At 72.7% G+C, this 23509-nt stretch carries 19 protein-coding genes; 7 read left to right on the forward strand and 12 right to left on the reverse strand.

Going from position 1 to position 23509, the window contains the following annotated elements; translation table 11 throughout:
- Positions 1–28: 28 nt before the first annotated feature.
- A complete protein-coding gene (locus SJY14_RS14945; protein ID WP_071255792.1) occupies positions 29–1081 on the reverse strand; it encodes a hypothetical protein in 1053 nt (350 codons plus the stop codon).
- A 181-nt stretch (positions 1082–1262) separates the two neighbouring features.
- On the reverse strand, positions 1263–1946 hold the full coding sequence (locus SJY14_RS14950; RefSeq protein ID WP_071255791.1) for a TetR/AcrR family transcriptional regulator: 684 nt from the start codon (positions 1944–1946) through the stop codon (positions 1263–1265).
- A gap of 372 nt (positions 1947–2318) precedes the next feature.
- Here SJY14_RS14950 and SJY14_RS14955 point away from each other — a divergent pair, with 372 nt between their 5' ends.
- From SJY14_RS14955 to SJY14_RS14965, 3 genes are all read left to right on the forward strand, one after another.
- On the forward strand, positions 2319–3626 hold the full coding sequence (locus tag SJY14_RS14955) for an ice-binding family protein (RefSeq protein WP_396599312.1): 1308 nt from the start codon (positions 2319–2321) through the stop codon (positions 3624–3626).
- Entirely contained in the window at positions 3623–4033 is a 411-nt protein-coding gene (locus SJY14_RS14960) for a hypothetical protein (protein WP_396599313.1), read from the forward strand. The genes SJY14_RS14955 and SJY14_RS14960 overlap by 4 nt, the downstream gene beginning before the upstream one ends.
- 102 nt (positions 4034–4135) lie before the next feature.
- Positions 4136–4648, forward strand: coding sequence for a MarR family winged helix-turn-helix transcriptional regulator (locus SJY14_RS14965; RefSeq protein ID WP_071255786.1), 513 nt, complete (start codon positions 4136–4138; stop codon positions 4646–4648).
- A gap of 24 nt (positions 4649–4672) precedes the next feature.
- On the opposite strand, the gene SJY14_RS14970 is transcribed toward SJY14_RS14965, so the two are convergent.
- The 4 genes from SJY14_RS14970 to SJY14_RS14985 form a co-directional block, all read right to left on the reverse strand.
- A complete protein-coding gene (locus SJY14_RS14970) occupies positions 4673–6091 on the reverse strand; it encodes a LamG-like jellyroll fold domain-containing protein (protein WP_083396291.1) in 1419 nt (472 codons plus the stop codon).
- Positions 6092–6126: 35 nt separating this feature from the next.
- A complete protein-coding gene (locus SJY14_RS14975; protein WP_396599314.1) occupies positions 6127–6732 on the reverse strand; it encodes a hypothetical protein in 606 nt (201 codons plus the stop codon).
- Between the two features lie 184 nt (positions 6733–6916).
- Positions 6917–8593 carry an AarF/ABC1/UbiB kinase family protein gene (locus tag SJY14_RS14980; RefSeq protein ID WP_255364222.1) on the reverse strand — a complete coding sequence of 559 codons (1677 nt, stop codon included), beginning with the start codon at positions 8591–8593 and terminating at the stop codon, positions 6917–6919.
- A gap of 41 nt (positions 8594–8634) precedes the next feature.
- Entirely contained in the window at positions 8635–9177 is a 543-nt protein-coding gene (locus tag SJY14_RS14985; RefSeq protein WP_054147384.1) for a PadR family transcriptional regulator, read from the reverse strand.
- Positions 9178–9563: 386 nt separating this feature from the next.
- Here SJY14_RS14985 and SJY14_RS14990 point away from each other — a divergent pair, with 386 nt between their 5' ends.
- Positions 9564–11858, forward strand: a complete 2295-nt coding sequence (locus tag SJY14_RS14990; RefSeq protein WP_396599315.1) for an Ig-like domain repeat protein — start codon at positions 9564–9566, stop codon at positions 11856–11858.
- A 241-nt stretch (positions 11859–12099) separates the two neighbouring features.
- Here the strand turns inward: SJY14_RS14990 and SJY14_RS14995 are convergent, their stop codons facing one another.
- The 4 genes from SJY14_RS14995 to SJY14_RS15010 are packed head-to-tail and all read right to left on the reverse strand — an operon-like array spanning position 12100 to position 17750.
- Positions 12100–14475: a beta-glucosidase gene (locus SJY14_RS14995; protein ID WP_396599316.1), complete on the reverse strand. Its 2376-nt coding sequence runs from the start codon at positions 14473–14475 to the stop codon at positions 12100–12102.
- A 41-nt stretch (positions 14476–14516) separates the two neighbouring features.
- Positions 14517–15422 (reverse strand): carbohydrate ABC transporter permease, encoded by a 906-nt coding sequence (locus SJY14_RS15000; RefSeq protein WP_396599317.1) that lies wholly within the window; start codon positions 15420–15422, stop codon positions 14517–14519.
- The gene (locus SJY14_RS15005) at positions 15419–16453 is read right to left on the reverse strand and encodes a carbohydrate ABC transporter permease (RefSeq protein ID WP_054147388.1); all 1035 of its coding nucleotides are present in this window, start codon (positions 16451–16453) and stop codon (positions 15419–15421) included. Before SJY14_RS15005 ends, SJY14_RS15000 begins: the two co-directional genes overlap by 4 nt.
- A gap of 10 nt (positions 16454–16463) precedes the next feature.
- Positions 16464–17750 (reverse strand): ABC transporter substrate-binding protein, encoded by a 1287-nt coding sequence (locus tag SJY14_RS15010; protein WP_396599318.1) that lies wholly within the window; start codon positions 17748–17750, stop codon positions 16464–16466.
- A gap of 147 nt (positions 17751–17897) precedes the next feature.
- On the opposite strand from SJY14_RS15010, the gene SJY14_RS15015 reads away from it, so the two are divergent.
- Genes SJY14_RS15015 through SJY14_RS15025 form a run of 3 tightly spaced genes read left to right on the forward strand, consistent with a single transcriptional unit; the run spans position 17898 to position 20328 of the window.
- Positions 17898–18905 carry a LacI family DNA-binding transcriptional regulator gene (locus tag SJY14_RS15015; protein ID WP_396600283.1) on the forward strand — a complete coding sequence of 336 codons (1008 nt, stop codon included), beginning with the start codon at positions 17898–17900 and terminating at the stop codon, positions 18903–18905.
- Between the two features lie 59 nt (positions 18906–18964).
- The gene (locus tag SJY14_RS15020; RefSeq protein ID WP_396599319.1) at positions 18965–19606 is read left to right on the forward strand and encodes a hypothetical protein; all 642 of its coding nucleotides are present in this window, start codon (positions 18965–18967) and stop codon (positions 19604–19606) included.
- Positions 19603–20328 (forward strand): hypothetical protein, encoded by a 726-nt coding sequence (locus tag SJY14_RS15025; protein ID WP_396599320.1) that lies wholly within the window; start codon positions 19603–19605, stop codon positions 20326–20328. Before SJY14_RS15020 ends, SJY14_RS15025 begins: the two co-directional genes overlap by 4 nt.
- Positions 20329–20634: 306 nt before the next feature.
- On the opposite strand, the gene SJY14_RS15030 is transcribed toward SJY14_RS15025, so the two are convergent.
- Together SJY14_RS15030 and SJY14_RS15035 are read right to left on the reverse strand one after the other, a co-directional pair.
- Positions 20635–21990, reverse strand: coding sequence for an SLC13 family permease (locus tag SJY14_RS15030; protein WP_396599321.1), 1356 nt, complete (start codon positions 21988–21990; stop codon positions 20635–20637).
- 112 nt (positions 21991–22102) lie between these two features.
- Positions 22103–23464, reverse strand: coding sequence for a homoserine dehydrogenase (locus tag SJY14_RS15035; RefSeq protein ID WP_396599322.1), 1362 nt, complete (start codon positions 23462–23464; stop codon positions 22103–22105).
- Positions 23465–23509 lie beyond the last annotated feature (45 nt).

Below are 23509 nucleotides of genomic sequence, written 5' to 3' on the forward strand. Positions count from 1 at the left end.
GAACGCTGCAGGGGCGACGCGACCGGCCTCAGTCGGGGGAAGAGTCGGTGTCGTACGCAGGCGTCGACGGGAGGTCGTCGTCGCCGTCCGCGGACCCCGCCGAGACGGCGAGTCCGGGAAGCTGGGAGGCGCGGGTCGCGTCGAGCGCGACGGCACCGCCGGCCGCTCCACCGCCCGAGGCCTGACCGTTCGCGCCGCCGCCGGTGCTCGAGGGCAGGGCGGGCGTGCCGTGGTCGTCGCCGGCGGGACGCGGCGTGGGGCCCGGGGTGGGCGCCAGAGGCACGGTGGTCGTGTCGGAGGCCGAGGCCGAGGCCGCACCGGCGGCGATCTGCGCGCGCAGGGTGGTGACCGCGTCGGTCGCGTCCGTCGCCTCGGACGCCGCGTCGGCGAAGGAGGCAGCCGGGATGACGTCGGCTCCGGCAGCGCCGAGGGCGTCGATGCCGTCGGCGTCTGCGGCCGCACCGGTGAGCGCGTCGCTCGCGGGAAGCGTGACGCCGGGCCGGGGCGTGACGCCCTCGGGCACGACGGGCGGGAGGATCGGCGCGGCGGGGGCCGCCGCCGAGTCACCGACGGCGGCGAGGCCACCGTCGACGACGCCGGTCAGCGGGTCGGTCACGGTCGAGACGGGTGCCGGGCCGGTGACGGCGGACACCACCGGGACGGCCGCGACGACCTGGTCGACGGTCTGCGCGACGGGAGCCACGACGGACGAGACGGGCGCGACGGCCGTGACCTGCTGGACGGCCTGCGGCACCACGGGGGCGGCGGCCTGGACGACGTGCTGCACCGGCGGGGCGACGGCCGTGGCCTGGACGGCGACGTCCGTGACCTGCGACACCGCGCCTCCTGCGGTCTGGCCCACGGCGGCCACGGGGGCGTCGAGCGATCCGGCGACCTGGCCGACGGCCGAGGTGACACCGCCGAGGAGCGACGAGGGAGCCTCGTCGGCCGAGGCCGACGTCGACGAGAAGGCGAGTCCGAGACCGACCATGCCGATCGCGGCGAGACCGGAGAAGCCGAGGAGGCGCGCGAGACGGAGCGGGGCGGGTCGCCTCGTCGTCGTCTCGGCCGTCTGATCCACGGCGTACCTTCTTCGGTCGCAGTTCACGCCGGACTGGTGGGTTCCGGCGTCGGGGTCGTGCCCCTCATCACGCTGGTGAGTCGCGATGTGCCGTCTTTTCTACGCCGCCGGATCCGGAATGTCCATGAGTCTGCCTCAGATGTACCCCGATCGCCCCGGTCCTCCCCGCTCGAGGGGCGGGTCAGACCAGCTCGAGGTCCCAGGCCGGCGGCACGTAGGCGGAGCCCCACCCGGCGCGCAGACGGGTGACGGCGCGGTCGAACGACTCGAGCACGTCCATCTCGCGGCGGACCATCGACTGGAGCTGCAGCCCCTCGTACAGGGCGACCAGTTGCTCGGCGCCCCGGGCCGGCTGCATGGTCTCGGGCTCGCGCCCGAGCTCCACGTCCTGGGCGAGGGAGGTGTGGATCAGCCGGTAGAACTGCAACCACTGCTCGTACAGGGGCCTCGCGAGCGGGTGGCCGGGGGTGGCCGCGACGTTGACCGTGGCGCTCAGCAGGCGCATCAGCGCGGGCTCGGCGGCGTTGGCCTTGACGATGGCCCGCAACAAGGCGATCGTGCCGTGGGTCCGGGCGAGGGGCAGCAGGGGGCGGGTGCGGCGGCCGACCCAGAGGTCGACCGTCGCGAGCACGAGCCCGTTCCAGTGGGTGAACTCGTCGGTCACGACCTTCACGGGCAGGCCGGCGGCCCGGGCGACCAGCGCGAACGACGCCTCGTGGAAGGCGTGCTCGGTGAAGACGCGCATGGCCGCCTCGACGATGGCGATGCGTCGCTCGACGGCGGCGGAGGGGGCTCCGAACGGGATGACCCGGGCGGTGGTGGCTGCCGGGGCGTCCGCCGGCTCGGGGTGGGTCTCGTGGATCACGGATCGACGTTACGGACCGTGAGGGGTACCGGTCGACGCCCAGTCCGGGGCACAAGGCACCACTGCGCCGGCCGCGTCACCGAGGCGACGCGACCGACGGGGCCGGAGGGGGCGCGTACCCGAACGCCGCCGCCCTCCTTGCCGCACGACACCCGATGGGTCGTGGCCGGTCCTCACCCGAAGAGGACCGGTGTGGCGTGTCCAAGTAGTACGCCAGGCGTGCCCCGATCCCTATTCTCCCGGGCAGATTGTCAGGAACTAGATTAAACATTGTGTTATCAGCTTGAGCCGCGTATACCTCAGGTAACGGGGAACGCTCGCACGTACCGACACGTGTGTCCAGGTGGCTCCTCTTCTCAGTCAGGTGGCGCCATGCCCCGTTCGACGCCCACCTCCCTCCTCGCCCGCTCGGGGCTCGTCCTCGGCGTCGCCGCAGCCCTCACGGTGGCCTCGGCCCTGCCCGCCAGTGCCGCGAACGTCATCGACGGCCCCGTCGACCTCGGCTCGGCCTCGACCTACGCCGTGCTCGCCTCGTCCACGGTCACGAACACCGGGACCAGCGTCGTCAACGGCGACGTCGGCCTCAGCCCGGGCACCTCGGTCGTCGGATTCGACGCCGGCGGCCCCGGCGTGATCGTCGGCGGTGTGCAGCACGTGAACGACGAGCCGGCACAGCTCGCCCAGCAGGACCTCACGACGGCGTACGACGTGGCCACGGCCCTCACCCCGCAGGAGAGCAACGTCATCGACCTGGCCGGTCGGTCGCTGACCCCGGGCGTCTACTCGGGAGGCGCGGTGCAGGTCACCGACAACGGCGCCCTCGCGTTCGCCGGCAGCGCCGAGTCGGTCTGGGTCATCCAGGCCGCCAGCACCCTGACCATCGGCTCCAACACCACGATGACCTTCTCCGGTGGCGCGAGTGCCTGCAACGTCTTCTGGCAGGTCGGCAGCTCGGCCACCCTCGGCAGCGCGGCGCAGTTCCGCGGGACGATCCTCGCCCAGGAGTCGATCACGGCGACGACGGGCGCCACCGTCATCGGACGCCTCCTCGCCCGCACCGGCGCGGTGACCCTCGACACGAACACCATCACCGTCCCCGCAGCCTGCCCCACGGTCGGCACCCCGTCCACGACCGTCGCACCGACCATCACGTCGGGCAGCCCGACGACCGCGACCGAGGGCACCCCCTACTCGTTCACCGTCACGGCGACCGGCACCCCGGCCCCGACGTACACCGTCACCACCGGCACCCTGCCCGCCGGCCTCACGCTGAACGGCACCACGGGCGAGATCTCGGGCACACCGACCACGCCGGGTGACACCACCGTCACCATCACGGCCGACAACGGCACCACGCCGCCCGACACCGCGGACTACACGATCACGGTCACACCGGCCGACGTCGTCACCCCGACCCCGACCCCGGGCGAGGGCGGCACCCCTCCCGGCACCGTGACTCCCCCCGGCACGACCACGCCGCCCGGCACGACCACCCCGCCGACCCCGGTGGTCCCCGTGTCCGACCGGAACGGCAACGGCCCCCGCGGCGACCTGGCCTACACCGGTTCGGACAGCACGCTGCCCGCGATCGGTGCCGGCCTGGCCCTGCTGCTCGGTGCCGCGCTCGTCGTCGTCACGGCGATCCGTCGCCGTCGACTCACCGCACGCTCCGGACGATGACCGTCCTCGGGCCCCGGCCGGCACCGGCCGTCGGCCCGAGGCGGGCACCGGCCGGTCCGGTGACCCGGCCCGTCCGGACCCGACCCGCCCGATCGCCCTTCACCCTGACCTACCTCGACGCTCCGACCACGGTCGAGACGCCGGGCGTCCCGACCGGGACCTGCCTCGTCCTGCGGAACACCGGTGGCCGCGCCCTGCGCTGGGCGAGCGTCACCCCGGTCGACGGGACCGTCGGCGCCCGGGTCGGACGCCCCCTCCCCCGCCACGGCGACCTGGGCCTCGGCGGACGCGAGGACGTCGCCCGCCTCGCCGCCGCCTCGGACCTCTTCGTCGACTGGGTGGACCAGGCCGGGACCGACCGCTCCACCTGGATGCGTGTGCCTCCCGTGCCCGCCCGCTACCGCTGACCTCGCGGGGCCTCGACCCGAGCGTTCGGATGTGCTTCGATGGGACTCTGCGGATGTTCTCTGTCACCGGACGGATGCTCGCGGACCACATGAGAGGTCCTGATGAGCCAACCCCCGCCGATCCCTGTCGACTACGTCCACGATCCCGACTCCAACTCGGGCCGCGTCGTCGACGCGATCTACGCCCTGCAGGACGCCGAAGCCCTCTTCCGGGCACGACTGCGGTCCAAGTTGGGCATCGGGGCCAGTGAGCTGACGACCGTGCAGTTCCTCGCCCGGCTCGAGACCCGCCGCATGTCGGCCAGACCGATGGACGTCGCGGCGCACCTCGGCATGACCAGCGGCGCCGCGTCGATCATCGTCACCCGCCTCGTGACCCGCGGCTACGTCGTCCGGCGGACCAACCCCCGCGACGGTCGGGGGCAGCACCTGCAGCTGACCGAGGCCGTGCACCGCGCGGTGACCCGAGCCGCGGGCGGGGGCCGACTCGGGGCGCTCGAGGGGGTCCTCGGCCTCTCCGACCGGGAGTCGCGACGCGTCGTGTCCCTCCTGTCGGGCGTGACCACCGGCTTCACGGACGGTGCCTCGACGGACCGACCCGCGCCTCCTGTCTGAGGCCGTCCGACCCGGTCGTGGGTCTCACCGACCGGCGGCGTACCTCGCGCTCACCTCGGCCGCCGTCGAGGCCACGTCCAGGACCGTCGTGTCGTCGAGGTCGCCGCGGTAGTACTTGCTCGTCGGGGACGACGGCCACGAGATGCTCACCGCGTCGTAGCCGATCCGCCAGTAGCCCCGGGCATTCTCGGCGGCCGCCTGGGTCGACGAACCGACCCGCGTGCCGTCGACGTAGAGGGCCATGCCCGACGGGCTCAGGGTCGCCGTCGCCAGGTGCCACGCACCGTCCGTGTAGGTCGCCGGGCTCTCCACGCTGAAGTAACCGCCGCTGTAGACGCCGAAGATCAGCGTGCCCCTGTCGGTCAGGTAGAGGTGGCGGTCGTACTGGCCCGACGCGCCCGCCTGGCTGTTCCCGAAGCCGATCAGCTTGCCGCCCGTCGTCGTGGTCGTGCGGAACCAGGTCTCGACGGTGAAGACCTGCGGGCCGTCGATGACCTGCCCCGTCGTGACCTGGCCGCTCACGCCGTCGAGCCGCAGGTAGGGGCCGTCGCCGGCGGCGCACGTGCCGCTGCCGATCGTGGCCCCGCGGGTGAGGGTCCCCGATCGCCCGTTGCCACTGCTGTCGCGCGCGGTCGTGCCGACGCCGTCGTTGAACTGGTAGGCGAACCGCGCCTGCGCCGCCACCGGTCGGTCGAGGCAGGTGAACCGGGCCGTGGCGAGTGAGCTGGACGCCGACGTGGTGGCCGAGAACGCGGCGTGACTCGAACCGACGACGAGGAACAGCACCGCCACCCCGGCGACCACGGCCAGCAGGAGACCCGAGATCCGGACGGCGCGGGACCGGCCCGTCGGGTGCGTCGGTGCGCGGTGGCGGGAGAGGGCGAGGGGGTCGACGACGTCGTCGCTCGCCGGCTCCAGCCGGGTCGCCGCGAGCAACAGCAGCACGACGAGGGACACGACGAGCACGCCCAGGACGCGGTCGCCGCCGTGCCAGAGCATCGACGATCCGATCGACGGGACGAGCAGGACCCCGACGCCGTGCACGGCCTCGGCCGACACGAGGCTGGAGTCGACCTGGGCATTGGCGTCGCCCTTCAGTCGCAGCGAGCCGTCGTCGGTCGTGTCGACCAGTCGGTGCAACCGCAGTTCTCCGGCCCGGTCCGGGTCGTCGACCAGCAGCACCTGCCCCGCATCGAGGTCGGCGGTGTCCACGGGCATCGCCACCACGACGTCCCCGGCGGCGATCGCGGGCGCCATCGACCCCGAGACCACGGTCGTGGGCGACCAGCCCCAGAGGGCCGGGACGGCCGCCCAGAGCAGGAGGCACACGACCGTCGTCAGGACGACCCGCGCGACCGTCGCCAGGCACAGCGCACCCCAGAACGACAGGTCGGAGCGGACCTGCGGGGTGGTGGCGACGGTGGAGGTCGCGACGGTCGTCATGAGGGCGTGTTCCGGCTCGGGCGTCGACTCCCGCGTCAGCGGGTCTGGGCCTCCCAGGTGAAGGCGATCGCCGCGCGCGAGTCCTGAACGGTGTTCGGGGTGGACTGGCTGAGCGTGTACGAGAACTTGAACGAGCGGGACTCGCTGGTGGTCCCGGTCGGCGACCAGGTCGGGGCGCCGTTCGCGTAGCCGGTCCGCTGGCCCGCGAAGTCGGCCAGCGTGCCCGAGAAGACCTGGGCACCCTGGCTCGCCGGGGTGAAGCCGTCACACGAGGCGCTCGAGGCTCCCGACCCCTGTTGGATCGTCAGGTCGAGGTACGACGACAGCGAGTTCGTCGTGGTCGCGGCGGTGCCGTAGAGGCGGACGGCCGAGGGCAGGCTGCCCGTCGAGGTGACCGTGATGCACTTCGTCCCGGCGTCACCGGGCATCAGGTTCGAGGCCGAGAACAGGGCGACGCCGGAATCGTCGTCCGTGAGCTGCACGGTGCCGGTCGACCAGTTGCTCGTGGGGTTCGAGGTGGTGGCCGAGAAGGCCGAGTACGACGCCGTGGAGATGATGGCGCCGGAGGCGATGACGGCGACGGGCACGGCGGCCCAGCGGGCACGGCGCGTCCAGCGGGCGCGACTGATCGATCGGGACATGTCGGGGAGTCCTTCGGGTGGGGGGGCGCCGAGGCCCCCGTGGTGCCTGTCGGGAGGGGGCTCGGACGTCTCGGCACGGTGCCGATGGGGCGAAGGTACCGACGGAACGTCATCTCGGTAAGGGGCGTCGTGTCCCCAGTGAGGGGGATCGCCACGTACCCCGCCGGATCGTCCCGACCCCGCCTCAGCGGCCGCGACCCGCGACGAGCGCGTGCAGCAGCGGGACCGCCGAGGTGACCATCAGCACCGTGCCGACCACGTCGTCCCCGCTGCGCAGGACCGCTCCGGCGATGAGCAGGGCCGCGAAGAGCACGGCCGAGACCACGCGCCGGGCGGTCCGCTCGATGCGGGTCAGCTGACGTTCGATCCGGGGGCTGCCCACCTCGAGCGTCCCGTCTTCGAGGCGCGTGACGAGGTGGTCGAGTCGGCCGGGCAGGCGCACGGCCACCGTGGCGGCGTCGAGGGTGCGGCGCGTGACGTCCTGCACCGCGTTGCCCCGTTCGTCGCGGATCAGCTGGGCGGCGTACGGCTCGACCGAGTCCCACAGGTTGAAGGCGGGGTCGAGCGCGCTGGCGACCCCCGAGGTCAGCGTCATCGCCCGCAGGACGAGCAGGAAGTCCTCGGGCAGCTGGAACGGCAACGACCGGATGAGGTCGCCGAACTGGCCGGCGAACTCGCGGTACTCGCGCGGGTCGACCTGACGGAGCTCGGCGAACCCCATGCCGCCGAACCGGGCGAAGGTGGCGGTCACGGCCCGCTCGAGCCCGAGCGTGTCGGCGCTCGGCAGCAGGACGCCGAGGTCGCGCATGGCGTTGACCATGCCCGAGCCGTCGCGGGAGGCCGCCGCGATCAGCAGCTTGCGCAGGCCCGTCCGGGTGCCCGTCGGCACCTCGCCCATCATGCCGAAGTCGATGAAGGTGAGCTTCCACGGGCGCTGCCCGTCGACCGCGTCGGGCACGGGCGTGACGAAGATGTTGCCGGGATGCGGGTCGGCGTGGAAGAACCCGTGGGTGAAGAGCTGGTCGAACATCACCTCGGCGAAGACGGGCGCGACGTCGGCGGGGTCGATGCCGGCCGCGGCGAGAGCGTCGACGTCGGTGATCTTGATCGCCGAGACGTCGTCGAGCACGAGGACGCGACGCGTGGTGCGCTCCCACACGACGTCGGGCACGCTCACGCGGTCGTCGTCGGCGAAGTCGGCGGCGAACCGGGCCGAGTTGGCGGCTTCGTTCAGGTAGTCGATCTCCTCGAGGCTGGTGCGCGCGAACTCCTCGACGAGGGCGGGGGCGTCGACCCGGTCCGACACCAGCCGGACGTGGCTGAGCCAGCCGCCGACGCGACGGAGTGCCGCCAGGTCGACGTCGACCACGGCGTCGATGCCGGGCCGCTGCACCTTGAGCACGACGTCGGTGAGGCCCGTGTCGGCGGCGTCGGCGGGCCCGAGCGTCGCGCGGTGCGCCTGGCCGAGCGACGCGGCGGCGATGGGCGTCTCGGCCACCGTCGCGAAGACCTGCCCCAGGGGTCGGCGCAGTTCGGCCTCGGCCAGGGCGCGGATGCCGGCGAAGGGGACGGGCGTGACCTCGTCCTGCAGCCCCTCGAGTTCTTTGGTGATCTCGGGCGGCAGCACGTCGAGGCGTGACGACAGGTACTGGCCGACCTTGATCATCAGGCCGCCGAGGTCGAGCGCGAGCGCGTGGAAACCTCGGGCGAAGCGCCGCATGCGCCGGGCCCGGGTCCGTTCGGCCAGACGCCGCAGACCGAAGCGGGGCAGGACGAGTTCGAACCACCAGGTGACGGCGAGATGCCGCGAGGCGAACCGCAGGATGCGGCGGTAGCGCGCGCGGCCGGCTCGGTCACGCACCGGTGGACTGGACGCGGAGGGGTCGGTCGACGCCACCCTCGTCAGTCTCGGGCGAGGATCGAGTAGATGCGACGACGGGCCTCGTCGAGCACCGCCACCGCCTCGTCGACCTGCTCGGGCGAGCCCGTGCGGCCGACCTGCGCCGTGGCGCGGGCCAGCTCGACGCCGGCCTTCGGCAGGGCGCGGAAGCGGTCGCCGGTGGCGGAGCGCTCGGGCTCCCACGGTGCCGACGGGTCGACCCCGGCGGCGGCGCGGCCGGCGTCGGTCAGCGAGTAGACCTTGCGACCGTCGGTCTCCTCCGCGGCGACGAGCCCCTCGTCGGAGAGCAGCTGCAGGGTCGGGTAGACGGATCCGGCGCTGGGCTTCCAGTCGCCGCCGCTGCGCTCGTCGATCTCGCGGATGATCTGGTAGCCGTGCATCGGGCGTTCGGCCAGCAGCGCGAGGATTGCGGCACGCACCTCGCCCCGGGGGGCGCGGGTGCCCTCGCGGCGGTCGAAGGTCGAGCGGAGCTGCTCCATGGCCTGCCACATGCCGTCGAGGCCGGTGCCGAATCCGAAGGTGCCGGGTGCTGACGTGCTGCTCATGGTGTTCTCCTTCTCGAGGGTGGAGCGCGGTCGAACGATACCCGGACGATATACCCCGTCCCCCGGTCCGTCAGGGCTGACGCCCAGGCAGGAGGCGCGGCCCCGGAGATCCCGAACGGTCCTGTTCTGGGGGTGCCCGCCCACTCGTACGGGGGGTCCGCGAGGGCGGACGGGGGTGGTTGAGTTCCATTCGTGGGTATGAACCCCCACCGACGGCTCGCTGCCGTCACCTCTCCGGCGTTCCCCGACGTCCGCCGGCGAGCCCTGCCGCCTCGACGTTCCCCGACGTCCGCCGAGGCGGCAGGACCTCCGTCGTTCCCCGACGTCCGACGGAGCATCACATCCTCGGTGACGACTCGCGCCTCCGAGACCTCTTGGAGTCCTGCATGCCCTCGTTCCCGACCGGCCGCCTCGCGGCCACCGCCGCCGCCGCGGCCCTCGTGCTCACCGCCCTGGTGTCCGCACCGGCCCAGGCCGCCGCCCCCTCGTCCCTCTCGGCCGGCACGGTCCCGGTCACGACGGCCGCGGCCTCGACCACCGCGTCGACCTCCGCCGCCTCCACCGTCACCGCGGGCGTCGCGGCCGACCTGTCCCGCGACATGGTGAAGGTGCCCGCCGCGCCCCTCCTCAAGGCACAGACCGACGACGCCGTGTCGCCGGCGGCCGGGGTGACGAACCACCCGGTCTACGTCAGCATCGCCACGGTGACCGCCGCGACCTCGGACGACTCCGCCACGCCGCCCGACGACGCCTCGATCCGCACCGCCGTCACGCAGCTGCACGACTACTGGTGGGAGGAGTCGGGCCACACCGTGAACGTGACGCTCGCCGGCATCGAGACCCGCCCGCTCGACCAGGCCTCGTGCGTCCCCGCCACCGTGCTCAACACGGTCCACACCTCGGCCTTCGGGGGTCGGTTCGCCAAGTACGCCTGGGCCGGGACCAACGAACACCTGATCGTCCTCAGCCGCGAGACCTGCGGCACGACGGCGACGGCGTTCGGCACGGTCGGCGGCGACGGCGGCGAGGTCTTCAGCTCGTACGGTGCGGGCACCGCGCTCGGCGTCCCGGTCCTGCTCCACGAGTTCGGCCACAACCTCGGCTTCGGCCACGCCGGCGCCGGCATGTGCCGCAGCACGACCTCCTTCGACGGGGCCGCGAGCGACTACCGCTACGCCACGTCGACCGACACCCCCGCCGCCTGCCCCGTGCTCGAGTACGGCGACTTCCTCGACATCATGGGCTACTCGGTCTCGTCGGCCCGACCCCACCTGTCGTCCGTCCAGAAGGTCCGTGCCGGTTACCTGACCGACGTCACCACGCTCAGCGGGGCCGGCACCACCCGGCAGGTCACCGTCGCCTCGCTCGACGGCACCGCCAAGGGCCGCGCCCTCAAGGTCGTCGATCCGCTCAGCGGGCAGGATTACTACGTCGAGTACCGCACCGCCACCGGCACGGACGCGACCAGCGCCGAGTTCGGCGGCCGGGCGGCGTCCTGCGCACTCGTCGCGTCGGGCTTCACCCGCTGTGCCCTCACCAGCGACAAGACGACCGGCAGCGTCCGCGTGCTCCGACCGCTCACCCTCTCGGGCAGCACGGTGTCGACCGTCGCCCTGGCCGTCGGCCTCGACGCGAAGCGCGACCCCAGCCGCCGCGACACGCACCTCGACGCGGGCGAGTCGTTCACGAGTGCGAACGGTGGCTTCACCGTGTCGGTCCGCTCCATGACCCCGTCGGGAGGCGCGGTGCTCGACGTCACGTTCGCCGGCGCCGCGAAGAAGGCTCCCGCCACGACGACCACGAGCGCGCTGACCGTCGACCGGACCCGCCAGACCTACGGCTCCACCACGCTCATCACGGCCACCACGCAGGTCACCACGGCCGACGGGTCCGCCCCGGCCGGCACGGTCACGCTGCGGGACGGCACCACCGTCGTCGGCTCCGTGCGGGTCGGGGCCGGCGGACGCGCCGCGGTGACCCTGCCGGGGACGACGGCCGCGGGTGCCCACTCGCTGCGCGCCTCCTTCGTCCCCGACACGGCCGCGCAGGCCGCGTCGGACTCGACGGTCGTCCCCGTCACGGTCGACAAGGCGGCGTCGGCGACCTCGCTGACGCTGAACCGCAGCACCCAGGCCTACGGCTCGACCCCCGTGACGGCGACGGTCACCGTCACCGGCGTCGCCGGGGTCGTGCCGACCGGCACGGTCTCGGTGTCGCTCGACGGCACCCGCGTGGCACAGGTCGCCGTCTCGGGCGGCAAGGCGAGCTACGCGCTGCCGTCGACGACGACCGTGGGAACCCACCGCCTCGTCGCGACCTTCACCCCGGCCGACGCCTCGCTGACGTCGTCGACGAGCGTCACGGCCACCATGACCGTCACGAAGGCGACGTCGACCAGCGCCCTCGTGCCCGGCTCGACCGCCGTCAAGAAGAACACCGCCTCGAGCGTCACCGTCACGGTCTCGGCCGCGGGCGTCCCGAACCCGACCGGCACCGTCACCGTGACCGCCGGCGGCAAGGTCGTCGGCACGGCGACGCTGTCGGCCACGGGTTCGGGGCGGGTGACCGTCGCTCTCGCGAAGTTCGCGCAGGCGGGGACCTACTCGCTCTCGGCCTCGTACGCCGGGGCGAGCACGGTCGCGACCAGCGTCTCGAAGCCGGTGCAGGTCACCGTCCGCTGACGCCCGCCGCGCCTCCTGCCTCGCGCGACCGCCCCCGCACTGCCGTTCCGCACTGCCGTTCCGCGACGAACCCCGTTCCGTGCGATGAACCACGAAGGTTCGTGGTTCATCGCACGGAACGGGGTTCACGGGCAGAGGAGGCGCGGGTCGGCGACCAGCGGAGGTGCGGGTCGGCCACCCGGGGAGGCGCGCGTCGGCCACCCCGGGGGAGGCGCGGGTCGGCCACCCGGGGAGGCGCGGATCAGCCGCCGGGGCTCGTCGCGATCTCGACGCCGACGATGCGCTCGTCGGCGATCGTCACCGGGTACGCGTCGCCCGTCAGGCGCACCGCCGCCTCGGTCTCGCGCTCGGCGCACGAGCCGCCGACCCAGAGCTCGACGTCACCGGGCTCGACGACCCGTCGGTGCTGCCGGTCGCTCAGCGCCAGACGGGTGGTGGGGACACGGAAGGAGACCCGCGCCTCCTGACCGGGGTCGAGCGCGACGCGCGCGTAGCCGAGCAGCTGCGCGACGGGCCGGGTGACCGAACCCACGACGTCGTGCGCGTAGAGCTGCACGAGGTCGGTGCCGGGGCGGTCGCCCGTGTTGGCGACCGTCACCGACGCGACGAACGAGCCGCCCGCCGGCACCTCGGCCGAGTCGACCACCAGGTCGGAGCGTCGCCACGAGGTGTACGACAGCCCGTGCCCGAACGGCAGCACGGGCGTGCTGTCGGCGCTCGTCACCTCCGACGGACCGCCGAGCACCGGGTGCAGGTACGAGAACGGCTGCGCCCCGGCCGAGCGCGGCAACGACACGGGCAGGTGCCCGGACGGCTCGACACTGCCCGTCAGGACGCCGGCGACCGCGGCACCGCCCTCCTCCCCCGGGAAGAACGCCTGGACGACGGCGGCCGGCGCCCCCGCGCCCGACACCGCCCAGCCGATGGCGTACGGCCGCCCCGAGAGCACGACCATGACGGTGGGAGTGCCCGTGGCGACGACGGCCTCGACGAGCTCGCGCTGCACCCCGGGGAGCTCGAGGCTCTCGACGTCGTTGCCCTCACCGACGGTGCCCCGCCCGAACAGGCCGGCCCGGTCGCCGACGACCACGACGGCCACCTCGGCCCCGCGGGCGGCGTCGACCGCGGCGGCGATCCGAGACCGGTCGTCGCCCTCGACGTCGCAGCCGGCCTCGACCACGACGTCGGCCATGGACAGCTCGGCGCGCAGGGACTCGGCGACGGTCGGCAGCTCGATGCCGAGCGGCACGCCGGGGTGGTGCGCCAGCACGTGGTTGACGAACGAGTAGCAGCCCATCAGGGCTTCGGCACTGTCGCCGTTCGGGCCGACCACCGCGACCGAGGCCGGGCCGGCAGCGGCACCGGCACCTGCATCGGCACCTGCAGCGGCAGCGCCCCGCACCAGCGGCAGCACCCCGTCGTTGGTCAGCACGACGACCGACTCGTCGGCGAGGCGTCGCGCGACCGCCCGGTGCTCGGCCGAGTCGAGGTCGATCGAGGTCGGTGGCGGTGTCTCGAAGGTCTCGTCGAGCAGCCCGAGCTCCTCCTTCTCGGCGAGCACGCGCAGCACCGCACGGTCGACGAGCGCCTCGTCGACCTCTCCGGCACGCACGCGCTCGGCGAGGGGCTCGAGGTAGGCGTCGCCGGTGGGCAGCTCGACGTCGATGCCGGCCTCGAGGGCCAGCGCCGCGGCCTCGCCCCGGTCGGCCGCCACCGCGTGCATCACCTGCAGGAACGCCACCGAGAAGTAGTCCGACACGACGACCCCGTCGAACCCCCAGCGCCGGCGCAGCACGTCGGTCAGGTACGACGGCGTCCCGGCGACCGGCACCCCGTCGATCTCGGCGTACGAGTTCATCACCGAGCGCACCCCGCCGTCGAGCACGGCCATCTCGAACGGCGGCAGCAGCACGTCCTCGACGAACCGCGGCCCGACCTGGGCCGGCGCGTGGTTGCGCCCCGCCGCCGAGGTCGAGTAGCCCACGAAGTGCTTGAGGGTCGCGTGCACGCCGGCCGCCTGCAGCCCCTTCACGTAGGCGGTGCCGATCGTGCCGACGACGTAGGGGTCCTCGGCGATGCACTCGTCGACCCGACCCCACCGGGTGTCGCGGATGACGTCGAGCACGGGCGCGAGGCCCTGGTGCACGCCGAGGTCGCGCATCGAGCCGCCGATGAGCCGGGCCATGCGTTCGACCAGTTCGGGGTCGAACGACGCACCCCAGGCGAGCGGCGTCGGGAACGTCGCGGCCTGCCAGGCGGCGAGTCCGGTCAGGCACTCCTCGTGCACCAGCGCGGGGATGCCCAGCCGGGTCTCGTCGCGCAGGCGACGCTGTTCGCGCCACAACCAGGAGGCGCGCTCGACCGGGTCCACCGGCCTGGTCCCGTAGACCCGCGTCAGGTGGCCGAGCCCGTGCCGGGTCGCCTCGACGTAGTCGCCCGACGTCGCCATCTCGCCCTGCATCGGGGCGACGTTCTCGGCCCCCTGGTCGACCCACCAGCCGACCAGCTGGGCGAGCTTCTCGTCGAGGGTCATCTCGGCCAGCAGCGACGCCACCCGGTCGGAGGCGCGGGGTTCGCCGACCGTGAGGGCCTGCGGTCGGTGAGCGGTGTCGGTCATGTCGGCTCGCGCCTCCTGGTCTGTGACGGTGTCGGTGGCGGTCATCCCTTGACCGCCCCGGTGAGCCCGCCGACGATGCGGCGTTCGAAGAGGCTGAAGAAGATCAACGCGGGCAGCATCGACAGCGCCGTGAAGGCGAGCACGCGGGCCGTGTCGACCGAGTACTGCGACGAGAACGCCTGCACGCCGAGCGGCAGGGTGAACGTCGACGGGTCGTTGAGGATGAACAGCGGCAGCAGGTACGAGTTCCAGGCGCCGATGAACGCGAGGATGCCCACGGTGATCACGCCGGGCAGCGACAGCCGCACCACCATGCGGAAGAAGAAGCCGAGGCGGCTGCAGCCGTCGATGAACGCGGCCTCCTCGATCTCGTCGGGGATCGCGCGGAGGAACGGCACGAGGATGATGATCGTCGTCGGCAGGGCGAAGGCGATCTGCGGCAGGATCACGCCGGCGAGCGAGTTCGTCAGCCCGAGGTCGCGGATGACGAGGTACAGCGGCGTGATCGCGACGGTCATCGGGAACATCAGCCCCGCCGCGAAGAGCGCGTAGAGCACCCCGCGACCGGCGAAGCGGTACCGGGCCAGCACGTAGCTGGCGGCCAGGCCGAGCGCGACCGTGCCGATCGTGGTCGCCCCGGCCGAGATCAGCGAGTTGCCGACCTGTCGCCAGAACGTGCCGCCGGTCAGGACGTCGAGGTAGTTGCCGACCTGCCACGGGCTGGGGAACCCCGACGGGTCGGTCGTGATCTGCGCGTTGGTGCGGAAGCCGCCGATCACGATGAACGCGACGGGCGCGAGCATCGCCACGATGACGACCGCCGCGACCACGTACGCGACGCCGCGTCCGGGATCGGCGATGCCGCGCCTCCTGCGCTCGGGCGGTCGGTCGCCGGTGGCGGCGGGCCCGCGGCCCCGAGGAGGCGCGGTGAGGGTCGAGGCGGTCATCGTTCTTCTCCTGCGGTGGTCGCCGAGGTCGTGACGGCCCCGGCCGTGTCGCGTCGCAGCACGAAGCGCTGGTAGACGAGGGCGACGACGAGCGAGATGAGGAACAGCACGACCGCGACGGCGTTGCCGTAGCCGTAGCTGCCCGAGGTGCGGCCGTTCGCGACCATGTAGGTCGCCATGGTCGAGGTGCCGGCGGTCGCCGCGATGTACTGACCCCAGATGATGTAGACGAGGTCGAACAGCTGCAGCGAGCCGATGATCGACAGGAACGCCCAGATGCGCAGGGTCGGGCCGAGCAGCGGCAGCGTGATGCGGCGTTGGATCTGCCACCAGCTCGCGCCGTCGATGGCCGCGGCCTCGCTGAGCTCTTCGGGCACGCCCTGCAGCCCGGCGAGGAAGAGGATGACGGCGAAGCCGACGTACTTCCAGGTGATGATCACCAGCAGCGTCCAGATGGCGATGCTGGGGTCGGCGAGCCAGTCGGTGGCGAGCGAGCCGAGGCCGACCTTGGTGAGCAGGTCGTTGACGGCGCCGCTGCCCTGGAGCATGAGGCTCCAGCCCGTGCCGACGACGACCTCGCTGATGACGTACGGCACGAAGATCAGCACGCGGATCAGCGACTGACCGCGCAGCTTGCGGTTGAGCAGCAACGCGAGACCGATGGCGACCGGCCCCTGCAGCACGAGCGAGAGCACGACGATCGTGGCGTTGTGCCGCAACGCGTCGAGGAAGGTCGGGTCCTGGAAGATCGTGACGTAGTTGCGGAACCCGACGAAGTCGGTGGGCGGGCCGAAGCCGGACCAGCTGAAGAAGCCGTAGTAGGCGGCCATCACGATGGGGAAGACCACGAACGCCAGGAACACCACGAGGGCGGGGCCGACGAGCAGGGCGATCTCGAGGCCGCGGGCGCCACGCCCCTTCCGGGACACGGCCCGGGAGGCCGCCGGGGGCGAGGCGAGCGCCTCGCCCCCGGCGGTGGCGTGAGGCCGCGAGGGTGCGGCGGGCCGCACGGAGGGTTCGCGGAGACTCACGATCCGACCTCTACGCCTTCTTGGCGGCGGCGTCGACGGCGTCGACGAACTGCTGCGGCGTGCCGTCGCCCGAGAGCAGGTCGACCACGGCGACGTTCATCGCGTTGCCCACGTTCAGGCCGTAGACGGTGTCGAGCCACTGCGAGACGAACGGGGCGTCGTTGTAGGCGCTGAGCACGTCCTGCAGGTAGGGCTCGGTGACGGCCTCCTGGGCGACCGTGTTGACGGGAGGCGCGTTGAAGGCCTTGTAGTAAGCCGTCTGCACGTCCGGGGTCGCCAGGTAGTTCAGGAAGTCGACGCACGAGTCGGGAGCACCGGCCGAGCACGAGTACCCGTCGACGCCGCCCATGATGGCGCCGGTCTCGCCGTCACCGCCGTCGACGGCGGGGAAGGGGAACCAGCCGAGGTCGGCCAGCGGCTGCTGGTCGGGCGTGAGCGAGGCGATGACGCCGGGGTTCCAGGCCCCCATGAGCTCCATGCCCGCCTGGTGGTTGGCGATGAGGCCGGCCGAGCTGCCGGCGCCCTGCTGGGCGGCAGTCGTGAGGAACCCGTCGTTGAAGGGCTCGGTGTCGCGGAAGTCGGCGAGGTCCTCGGCGGCCTTGACCCAGCAGTCGTCGCTGAAGTCGCGGTCGGCAGCGGCCTGCTCGAGCACGTCGCTGCTGCAGGCGCGCAGGGCGAAGAAGAAGTACCAGTGGGCGGCGGGCCAGGCGTCCTTGCCGCCGAGCGCGACGGGCGAGACGCCCGAGCCCTTGAGGGCGGTGACGGCCTGGTCGAGCTCGTCCATCGTCTTCGGGGCCTCGGTGACGCCGGCCGCGTCGAAGAGGTCCTGGCTGTACCAGAAGCCCCCGGGCAGGACGGCGACGGGCATCGAGTAGACCTTGCCGTCGACCGAACCCGACCCGAAGGTGCCCTCGCTGATGTCCTGCTTCGCGTCGTCCGAGATGACGTCGGTGAGGTCCTTGACCTGTCCGGCCGAGACCATCGCCTGGAGCTTGCCGCCGCCGCGCTGGAGGAACACGTCGGGGGCGTCGCCCGAGTTGAGGGCCGTCTGCAGCTTGCTGTCGAAGTCCTCGTTCTGCACGGTCTGGACGTCGATCTTCACGTCCGGGTTGGCCTTCTCGAAGTCGGCCGCGGTCGCCGTCCAGAAGTCCTGGCCGGGGCCGGTCGTCGAGTTCTGCCAGAGGGTGAGCGTGCCGTCGTCCGACCCGCCTCCGCCTCCGGTGCTGCAGCCGGTCAGCAGTCCCGCTCCGATCAGCAGGGCCGCAGACCCGGCCAGGAGCCGTCGAGATGTGGTCATGGTTCCACCTTTTCCTCTTCGTTGAGCGGCCGTGGTCGGCCGAGCGTGCCGTGCTCCGATGCGCGGCATGGCCTCAGTGTCAAAAATGTCCGGGGCGGTGTCAAACGTTTTCGAAAACCATTTCCGTCGGGCTAGGCTGCCGACGTGATGACGGCACGGGTGACGATCCACGACGTGGCACGGGCGGCCGGGGTGTCGGTCGCGACGGTGTCGAAGGCGGTCAACGGGCGCTACGGCGTCTCGGCCCGGGCGATCGAGCGCGTGATGGCGGCGGTCGACGAGCTCGGCTACGAGTCGAGCCTGGTGGCCAGCAGCATGCGGGCCCGCCGCACCGGCGTGATCGGGGTGCTGGTCGCCGACTTCGAGCCGTTCAGCTCGGAGGTCCTCAAGGGGGTCGGGGCGGCCGTGCGGTCACGGGGTGCCGAGTACGACCTGCTGGCCTACAGCGGGGCGCACCGCGGCGAGAACACCGGGTGGGAGCGTCGATCGCTGAGCCGGTTGAGCGGCACGTTGATCGACGGGGCGATCCTCGTCACGCCGTCGGTGCTGACGACGGCCGCGAGCATCCCCGTGGTGGCCGTCGACCCGCACACCGGACGCACCGACCTGCCGTCGGTCGAGGCCGACAGCCGCGGCGGCGCGTTGCTCGCCGTCGAGCACCTGCTCGGCCTGGGCCACCGGCGCATCGGCTTCCTGGCCGGGCGCCCCGACCTGCGGTCAGCGTCGTTGCGCGAGGCGGGCTACGTGCAGGCGCTGCGGGCGGCCGGCATCACGCGCGACCCGGGGCTGACCCGCAACGGCGACTTCGAGCTGACGGCCTCGCGACAGGCGGCCCGCTCGCTGCTGACCAGTGCCGACCGGCCGACCGCCGTCTTCGCCGCCAACGACCTCTCGGCCATCGCCCTGCTGCGCACCGCCCTCGACCTCGGCCTGCGCGTGCCCGAGGACCTCAGCATCGTCGGGTTCGACGACATCCCCGAGGCGTCGCGCGAGTCGCCGCCGTTGACGACCGTGCAGCAGCCCATGCAGCGACTCGGCAGCGCGGCGGCGGGCATGCTCTTCACGATGCTGGAGGGCGGCGAACCGGCCGCGCCCGAGGTGCAGCTGCCGACCCGGCTCGTGGTGCGCGGGACGACGGGGCCGCCGCCCGGGTGAGGCCCGCGACTCCGGCCCCCTGTTTACACTTCCATACGTCTCGGCGTACCCTTGTGTGCATGCCCGAGCAGAGTGTCGCCGACTACGCCGCCAAGAACGGCCTCTCGGTCCGCCGCGTCCAGGCGCAGGCGGCGTGCGGCGCACTTCCTGCGCGACGGGTCGCGGGGCGTTGGCTGATCGACGATTCGCTCGAACACCGGGCCGTCGCCCGGCGCCCTCTCGGCTTCCGCATGCAGCAGGCCCTGTCCGCACGACTGGACGGTCTCGACGACGGGTTGACGCCCACCGAGAGAGTGCGCCTCACGAGACACCTCGACGAATTGAGGTCCGACGCCGACCCCGCCGATCTCGTCTGGGCATGGTTCCGCCCCCGGCGGCCCCTGCGACTCGACGGGCTCCCGAGCGATGTCGCCGACCTCCCCGCCGACGGCCGCGTCGTCCCCTCCGGGTTCAGCGACCCCCGTGCCGGGATCGCAGCCGCCGGGATGCTCGAGGCCCACATCGGCGCCGACGACCTCGATGCCGTGCTCGACGAGTTCGTCCTCGAACCCTCCGACCGGCCCACCGTGCTGTTGCACGTCGACGACGTCCGCCCGAGTGATCCGGTGCCGCTGGCGGTCCTGCTCGTGGACCTCGCACAGAGCCCCGGGCCACGGGAGCGGGCCCAGGTCGGCCGTCTCGTGGCCGAGCACCTGGCATGACGATCGTCGCCCCCGTCATGACGCCGGCCCAGGCGGCCGCGTGGCATTCTCTCTTCGCCGTCCACCGGCGACTGCCGACCGGTTGGTGCCTCGTGGGTGGCCAGATGGTCCACTCGCTGTGCTGGGAACACGGGATCACCACATCCCGCCCCACCGAGGACGCAGACGCAGCACTGGACGTACGAGCCCATCCCCGGATGCTCTACGACTTCACCAGCAGCCTCGCGGACCTCGGCTACGGGCCGGACGGTGAGTCGTGGACCGGCCACCACCATCGATGGGTGAACGGCCGAGCGCAGATCGACGTCCTGATCCCGCGCTTCCTCGGCGAACGAGCGGATTCCCGACGAGGCGCCTCGGGCGGGACGACGATCGCGTCCGCGGGCGCACAGGGGGCGTTGAACCGGGCAGAGCCGGTGCAGGTCGAGGTCGCCGGTGTCGTCGGAACGGTTCTCCGACCGACGCTGCAAGGCGCCCTGTTCGCGAAGGCGGCCGCTCTCGTCAACGACGACCCGAATCCCGACCGTCATCTCCTCGACATCGCCTTGCTCGGCACAGCCGTAGGCAGGACCGTCCGCCTCGGCGACGGCGCGACGGCCGTCGAGAGGCGTCGTCTGCTCTCCGCGTTGGCACGGCTCGATCGCCGCCCGACCCTGACGGCCGGACTCGAGCGCGGGCCTGGTGTGACTCGTCGACTTCGGCTCGCACTCGACCGGACCTGACCTCGACCCCCGCAGACCCCGGTGTCGCCCTTGACACCAGAGTCCGTGCCGGGAATTCGGGCTCCCGACGGTGCCGGCGGTTCGGGCCGCCGACGGTGTCAGCGGTTCGGGCCGCCGACGTCGTGCCGCGACGGGCTCGGTCGGGCACGGGGTGCCCAGGGGCACCCGGGCATGTCTTCGGAGCGGCACGCCTCCCCCGTTTGGGTGACGTCGCGAGAAAATCGAAAACGCAGGAGGCGCGGGTCACGTGACCCGCGCCTCCTGCGTCCTCGAGGCCGTCAGGCCCGACCGATCAGGCCAGACCGGTCAGGCCCAGAGGAACGGCACCACGAACGCCAGCAGCGTGACGACCGGCCCGATGACCACCATCGAGAGACCCCATCGGGTCAGGTGGCGGTAGAGGCGGGGCCGGTCCTCCTCGACGCCCGAGGCGACGATGGTCGCGCCGGTCGTGCCGAACGGAGCGCAGTCGACGAGCGAGGCGGAGATCGCCAGGGCGTAGATGAAGCCGGTCATCTCGAGTCCGCCGCCCGGGACGAGCAGGGGGACGGCGAGCGGGATGAGCGCACCCAGGATGCCGATGGTCGAGGCGAAGGCCGACACGAGGCCGGCGATCACGCAGATGACGAACGCGGCGAGGAGCGGCGACGAGACCGAGCGGGCGACTTCACCGAGCTGGTCGATGGCGCCGAGCCGCGTCAGGACGCCGACGTAGGTGATGATCCCGCCGAGCAGCAGGATGGTGTTCCAGTCGATGCGCGCCAGCGACGCACGTCCGACGTCGGGCTTGAGGAAGGCGAGGAAGACGGCGAGCGTCAGCGCGACCGCACCGAGGTTGAGGTCGACGTCGAGCAGCGTGATCGTGAAGAAGCCGACGATCAGCACCGGGATGCTCACGAGCACGACGACCTGGTAGGCGCCGAGTCGGGTGGCGGTGGCGGGCTCGGCGAGGACGGCGGTGCCGCCCTGACCGTGCCGACCAGCGGTGACGGAGGTGCCGCCGGTGCCGCCGGTGCCGCCGGCCGCCACCGTGGCCCGGGCGACGCCCGCCGCCCGGGTCCGGGCGATGAGCTCGCGACCACCGAACAGGAAGAACGCGACCAGCACGACGAGCGTGTTCACGCCGACCGAGAGGCCGAACATCAGACCCGGGTTGTACGGGATGCCCGAGGCCCGCGCCACGGTCATGACCGTGATGCCGTTGATGCTCGTCGGGGCCAGGGCGCCGCCGACGATGGCCGAGCTCATGACGATGCCCATCATCGTCGAGTGGATCTTGTGCTTGTGCGCCAGGCTCATCGCGATCGGGACGATCGTGAAGGCGGCGTGCGACGTCCCGAGGCACGCGACGAGCGTGCCGATGACGAACATCGCCCAGGGGATGAGTGCCACGCGGTCGCCGATCAGACCGACCGAGCGGTCGACCAGCCAGTCCACGACGCCGGTCTCGCGGGCGATGCCGAACAGGTAGGTGATGCCGAGCAGGATCAGCAGGGCGTCGACCGGGAAGCCGCCGAGGACGTCGTCGAGGCTCTCGCCGACGACGAGCACGCCGACCAGGAGGGCGGCGACGAGCGCCAGGGCGCCCATGTGCACGTTGCGGATCGCCGAGAGGGCGAAGACGGCGACGAGGACGATCAGCGCGACGAGCTCGACGCTCATGAGGTCGCCGCCGGGGTCGGGTCGGTCGGGTCGGGGGTGAGGGGCATCGTCGTCGATCTCCTGGTTCGGGGTGTCACGGGGTCGGGGGGAGGGAAAGCCGAGGAGGCGCGGGTCAGCGACCCAGCGCGAGCCCGGCCCGGTAGGCCGCCAGCGCCGCCTCGGGCACGTCGGCGAGGTCGTCCAGTCGCACGAGGGCGCCGGGGGCCACGTCGGCCACGAGTCGCGCGCCGCCGAGCAGGTAGTAGGGGGCGATCCCGTCGTCGTCGGGATCGACGATCACGGGTGCGACACCGGCGATCTCGTGGTGGTGGCCTTCGACGCGGAAGGCGGTGCCGGCCGACAGGGCCTCGCCGGCCCGGGCCGCGAGGACCGTGTGCTGCCGGGGCTCGGGCAGGCGCGACGTCCCGTCGACGGCGGCGACGATGCTGAGCGGGGTCTCGACGCCCATGAAGTGGTACGGCCAGTAGATGCAGGCGTGACGGCCGTCGCGGCTGACGACGTGGCCCTTGCCCCGCAGCGTCTCCCAGGTGACGGGGTCACCGGTGCGGACGATCACGAAGACGCCGCCGGCGAAGCTGGCCTCGCCCGGCAGGCGGAGCATCGAGAAGACGTCGACGACGCCGGTGCGACCGAGCAGACCGCCGTCCTCGCGTGCCGTGTACAGGTCGGCGAGCTCGTCCGGGCGGGCGACGGGGTAGTGCATGGCCTCGACGTCGGCGCGGGCGCCGGTGTAGAGCGAGACGACGTTCATCTCGCACGAGTCGGCGGCCGCCGCCCGCTTGAGGCCGGCGACCGCGGCGGCACGCGCCTCGACGGTCGCCAGGGGGTCGTCGCCCAGGTCGAGCAACGACGCGAGGGCCGGGGCGTCCACGGTCGTGCCGGCCTGGTCGACGACGCCCGTGGCGGGGTCGAACGCGAGGTCGTACTCGCCCGACTTGCCGAGGGCCACGACGTCGAAGCCGCACTCGAGAACCCACGAGACGAGACGCAGCAGGTTCGCGGGCTGGTCGCCGTCGCCGGGCAGGTACCGCAGGCCGGCCGCGCGGGCCTTGGCGCTCAACGCCACTCCGGCCACCGACTCGACCTCCTTGCTGACCATGACGACGTGCACGCCGCGCTCGAGAGCGGTGTCGGCGTAGCGGTGGCCGGCCTCGATGCGACCGGTGGCCTCGACGAGGACGTCGACACCGTCCCAGTCGACGGCCGAGGCGTCCGCGATCACGGCGACCGAGCCGGCCGACACCGCCTCGGCGGTGGCCGCTGCCGTCGACGGCGTCGCGACGGACGAGGCGGGCACTCCGAGTTCGTGGAGCATGGCCGTCACCCCGGCGACGTCGGGGTCGACGAGCTGCGTGGCCGTCAGGTCGGGCAGACGGCGCAGCTGGTCGAGCAGCGTGCGGCCGTACCCACCGTTCGCACCGGTGAGGAGGACGCGGACCGGAGTCGCGCGAGACGTCGTCGAGTGGAGGATCACCGTTGTTCCCGTTCGTTCAAGAGGCCAGGAGCGGCCCGGGCGAGC

The organism is Frigoribacterium sp. R86507 (assembly GCF_044597695.1).
Lineage (GTDB): Bacteria > Actinomycetota > Actinomycetes > Actinomycetales > Microbacteriaceae > Frigoribacterium.